This window comes from Falsiroseomonas oryziterrae (genome assembly GCF_021864505.1).
In the GTDB taxonomy this organism is placed as follows: domain Bacteria; phylum Pseudomonadota; class Alphaproteobacteria; order Acetobacterales; family Acetobacteraceae; genus Falsiroseomonas; species Falsiroseomonas oryziterrae.
On sequence record NZ_JAKJIB010000334.1, the window covers coordinates 1 to 4,471 of the forward strand.

A 4,471-nucleotide genomic window follows, 5' to 3' on the forward strand; every position below is an offset into this window, starting at 1 on the left:
CGGCATGAACGAGGCCTGGGCCGCCCGCGCGGCCGAACTCGCCGCCGCGATGGCGGCTGCCGGCGCGCGGCTGCCGCGCGACTGGCCGAAGGAACTGCGGCCCGCGAACCCCGCGGCCGAGGACAACCAACAGACGGGAGAGCGGAAAGATGGTTGACGAGAACGGGCGCGGCTTCGGCCGGCGCGGATTGATGGCAGGCGCGGCGGGGCTCGCGCTGGGCGGGGCCTTCGGCGCGCCCGTGCTGGCGCAGGGCGCGCGCACGCTGCGCGTGCGCTTCGGATCCGACATCTCGCAGCTGGATCCGGCGCGCATCTTCCAGAACGAGAACCAGTCCATCGCGAGCCACATCTACAACGGCCTCGTGCAGTACGATCAGCGCACCAACGCGATCGTGCCCGACCTGGCGAGCAGCCACGAGGTCTCGGCCGACGGCACGGTCTGGACCTTCCGCCTGCGCCCGAACGTCACCTGGCACAAGGGCTACGGCGCCTTCACCTCGGACGACGTGAAGTTCTCCTTCGAGCGCGTGCTCGATCCCGCGACGGGCAGCCTCTACCGCGGCCAGTTCGCCGGCCTCCGGGAGATCCAGACTCCGGATCCGATGACGGTCCGCCTGGTGCTCGACGCGCCGAATTCCGGCTTCCTCCACAAGCTCTGCGCCTTCAACCAGGGCTGGATCGTCTCGCGCCGCGCGGTCACCGAGATCGGCGAGCGCTACAGTATGAACCCGATCGGCACCGGGCCCTTCGTGTTCGAGCGCTGGACGGCGGGCAACGAGGTGCGGCTGTCGGCCAATCCGGACTACTTCGCCGGCCCGTCCACGCTGTCGGAGGTGGTCTTTCGCATCGTACGCGACGAGACGGCGGCGGCCATCGCGCTCGAGAACCGCGAGCTCGACATCTTCTACGCGCTGCAGGCGCCGGAGGTGATCGAGCGGCTGCGCCGCGCGCAGGGCGTCACGGTGCTCGACCGGCCGGCCAACAACACGGTCAACCTGGTGCTGAACACCACCGCCGGGCCGCTGCGCGACGTGCGCGTGCGCCGGGCGATGGCGCATGCGATGAACCGCCGCGCGCTGATCGACGGCTTCTTCCGCGGCACCAAGTTCGAGGCGACGAGCGTGCTGACCTCGACCTTCCAGGAGTTCAGCGAGGAGGGCGTGCCGCGCTACGCCTTCGACCCCGATCGCGCCCGCGCCCTGCTGCGCGAGGCGAATGTCTCCAACTTCCGCTTCGAGATCACGACGGTCGGCCTCAACCCCTTCGACCGCTTCCCGGTGGCGCTGGCCAACGACCTGCAGCAGGTCGGCATCCAGGCCACGGTGCGCGTGCTCGAGCGCGGCGCCTATGTGCAGGCGCGCAGCAGCGGCAACGTGCAGTCCTGCATCACCGCGGTCGTCGGCCCGCCCGACCCGGACAGCCCCCTGGTCACGCTCTACCACACGCGCAGCCATCCGCCGGGGCTCAACACCTCGCGCTACGACCGCGCGGACGAGCTGCTGGCGGAAGCCGCGCGTGCGCCGGACCTTGCCGGGCGCCGCGCCGTCTACAACCGCCTGCTGCGGCAGACGATGGAGGACCTGCCGGTGATCCCGCTCTACGCGGACCGGCTGTTCATCGCGCATGGCCCGACGGTTCAAGGCTTCGTGCAGAACAGCCTGTTCACCGTCAACGTCACGCCGGTCTCGCTCCGGACGTCCTGATGCTGCTCTACGTCGCCCGTTGCGCCGGCCAGCTCGCCGTCGCGCTGGTCGGGATCGTCACGGTGGCCTTCTTCCTGATGCGGGCCATCCCGGGCGATCCCGCCCTCTACATGCTGGGCGACTTCGCGACCGCCGAGGCGCTCGCCACGCTGCGCACGCGCCTCGGGCTCGACCTGCCGGTCTGGCAGCAATACCTCGTCTTCCTCGCCGGCGCGGCCCGCGGCGAGCTCGGCATGTCCGTCGTGACGGGCCAGCCGGCGCTGGCCGAGATCATGGCGGCGGTGCCGCCCTCGGCCGCGCTGGCGGTGCTCGGCATGCTGGTCGCCATCCTGGTGGGCGTGCCGCTCGGGATCGTCGCCGCGGTGCGGCAGGGCAGCGCCGTGGACGTCGCGGTGATGCTGGTCGCGCTCGGCGGCATTTCCTTCCCGGTGTTCTGGGTCGGGCTGGTCGCCATCCTGCTGCTGTCGCATGAGTTCCGCCTGTTCCCGACGCTTGGCGCGTCGAGCGAGCCGGGCTTCTGGACGGCGCTGCACCACATCGCCCTGCCCGCGCTGGTGCTCGGCGCGTCGGTGGCGGCCTACATCGCGCGGCTGACGCGCTCCACCATGCTGGAGGTGCTCGGCCAGGACCACATCCGCGTGGCGCGCGCCATGGGCGTGCCGGAGCGCCGGATCGTCTGGAAGCTTGCCTTCCGCAACGCCCTCATTCCCATCCTGGCGGTGATCGGGGTGACCTTCGCGTGGTCGCTCGGCAACGCGATCCTGGTGGAGGCGGTGTTCAGCCGCCCCGGCCTCGGCTCCACCATCCTCAAGGCCATCCTGGCGCGCGACTACCAGCTCGTGCAAGCCGGCGTGCTGGTGCTCGCGGCCGCGGTCGTCATCCTCAACACGTTGCTCGATCTCGTCTATGGCGCGATCGACCCGAGGCTGCGGCGCCGATGAGCATCACCTTCGACGACGCCGAGGCGCGGCAGGAAGCCGCGGCGCGGCGCCGCGCGGCCTTCCGCCGCTATGCGCGGCATCCGGGCTTCGTGATCGGTCTCGTGGGGATCGTCATCCTGGTGCTGGTGGCCCTGCTCGCCCCCTGGATCGCGCCGCATTCGCCGCTGCGCACCGACCTGATGAACTCGCTCGCGCCCCCTTCGGCGACCTACCCGCTGGGGACCGACCAGTTCGGCCGCTGCGTGCTGTCGCGGCTGATCCACGGCACGCAGGTGTCGCTGCAGGTCGGCTTCTTCGTGGTCCTGATCTCGCTCAGCGCCGGCACCATCCTCGGCGCCGTCGCGGGCTATGCCGGCGGCTGGGTGGAGCGCGCGCTGGTCGCGGTGATCGACATCCTGCTGGCCTTCCCTTCCTTCCTGCTGGCGCTCGCCCTGGTCGCGGCGCGCGGCAACACGCTCGACTCCATCATCCTGGCGGTGGCCATCGCCTACACGCCGCGCGTCGCGGCCGTGATGCGCTCGGTCGTGCTCACCATCCGCCCGCGCCCCTTCATAGAGGCGTCGCGCGCCATCGGCCTGTCGCACTGGCGGATCGTGCTGCGCCACGTGATCCCGAACGCCCTGCCGCCGGTGATCGTCGTGGCGACCGTCAGCGCGGCCACGGCGATCCTGGCGGAGGCCGGCCTTTCCTTCCTCGGCCTCGGGGTCCAGCCGCCGACGCCGACCTGGGGCAACGTGATCTCCGAGGGGCAGACCTCCATCACCACCAATCCGCTCATCTCGATCTCCGCCGGGCTCTGCATCGCCTTCACGGTGGTGGCGCTGAACCTGCTCGGCGACGGGCTGCGCGACACGCTCGATCCGCAGATGCGGCGCAACACGGGAAAGCTGCTGTGAGCGCCTTCGAGCTGCGCGGCCTGACTGCCGCCGTACCCGGCGAGTCCGGCGCCGTGCGCCTGGTGGAGGACGTCTCGCTCGAGGTGCGCGCCGGCGAGACGCTCGCCGTGGTGGGCGAGAGCGGATCGGGCAAGACGGTCACCTTCACCTCGGCGCTCGGCCTGCTGCCGAAGCCGGGCCGCGTGATCGCGGGCGAGGCGCTGCTGGAAGGCGTCGATCTGCTGCGGCTGGGACAGGAGGAGCTGCGCCGGATGCGCGGGGCGCGGATCGGCATGGTCTTCCAGGACCCGCTGACCGGTCTCAACCCCGTCTTCACCGTGGGCGAGCAGATCGCCGAGGTGCTGCGCGCGCACCTGCCGCTCACGCGCCGCGCCGCCCGCGACCGGGCGGTGGAATTGCTGGCGCGGGTGCAGATCCCGGACCCTGCCCGGCGCCTGGACGACTACCCGCACCAGTTCTCGGGCGGCATGCGCCAGCGCGTGCTGATCGCCATGGCGATCGCGCTCGGGCCCCGCGTGCTGGTGGCGGACGAGCCGACCACGGCGCTCGACGTGACCGTGCAAGCGCAGGTGCTGGACCTGCTCGGCGAACTGCGCGCGGCGGAGGGGATGGCGATGGTGCTGATCACGCACGACCTTGGCGTGGTCGCGCGCCAGGCCGATCGGGTGGCCGTGATGTATGCGGGGCGGGTGGTGGAGACCGGCACGGTCGAACAGGTCTTCGCCGCGCCGCGCCACCCCTACACGATCTCGCTCTTCCGAAGCATCCCGGACCTCGACTCGCCCGCAGGTACGGCGCTGGCGCCGATCGCCGGCAGCCCTCCCGATCCGGCCCGCCGGCCGCCCGGCTGCGCCTTCGCGCCGCGCTGCTTCGCCGCCGAGGACGCGGCAGGGTGCCGCAGCATCGCGCCGGCGCTGCACGGGGTTGCGCA

Annotated in this window: 4 protein-coding genes; all 4 read left to right on the plus strand. The window is 71.7% G+C overall.

Features of this window, described 5'->3' with window-relative positions; all coding sequences use genetic code 11:
* The first annotated feature begins 149 nt into the window (after window positions 1–149).
* Window positions 150–1,703 carry an ABC transporter substrate-binding protein gene (locus L2I40_RS19495; RefSeq protein WP_237216849.1) on the plus strand — a complete coding sequence of 518 codons (1,554 nt, stop codon included), beginning with the start codon at window positions 150–152 and terminating at the stop codon, window positions 1,701–1,703.
* Window positions 1,703–2,644 (plus strand): ABC transporter permease, encoded by a 942-nt coding sequence (locus L2I40_RS19500; protein WP_237216850.1) that lies wholly within the window; start codon window positions 1,703–1,705, stop codon window positions 2,642–2,644. Before L2I40_RS19495 ends, L2I40_RS19500 begins: the two co-directional genes overlap by 1 nt.
* On the plus strand, window positions 2,641–3,540 hold the full coding sequence (locus tag L2I40_RS19505) for an ABC transporter permease (RefSeq protein ID WP_237216851.1): 900 nt from the start codon (window positions 2,641–2,643) through the stop codon (window positions 3,538–3,540). Before L2I40_RS19500 ends, L2I40_RS19505 begins: the two co-directional genes overlap by 4 nt.
* Window positions 3,537–4,471, plus strand: a 935-nt coding sequence (locus tag L2I40_RS19510; RefSeq protein WP_237216852.1) for an ABC transporter ATP-binding protein, incomplete at its 3' end; no start/stop codon positions are given. The genes L2I40_RS19505 and L2I40_RS19510, both read left to right, overlap by 4 nt.

Coding starts and splice junctions, on each gene's coding strand:
- L2I40_RS19500 (WP_237216850.1), top strand. CDS start 1,703: ATGCTGCTCTACGTCGCCCGTTGCGCCGGCCAGCTCGCCGTCGCGCTG.
- L2I40_RS19505 (WP_237216851.1), top strand. CDS start 2,641: ATGAGCATCACCTTCGACGACGCCGAGGCGCGGCAGGAAGCCGCGGCG.
- L2I40_RS19495 (WP_237216849.1), top strand. CDS start 150: ATGGTTGACGAGAACGGGCGCGGCTTCGGCCGGCGCGGATTGATGGCA.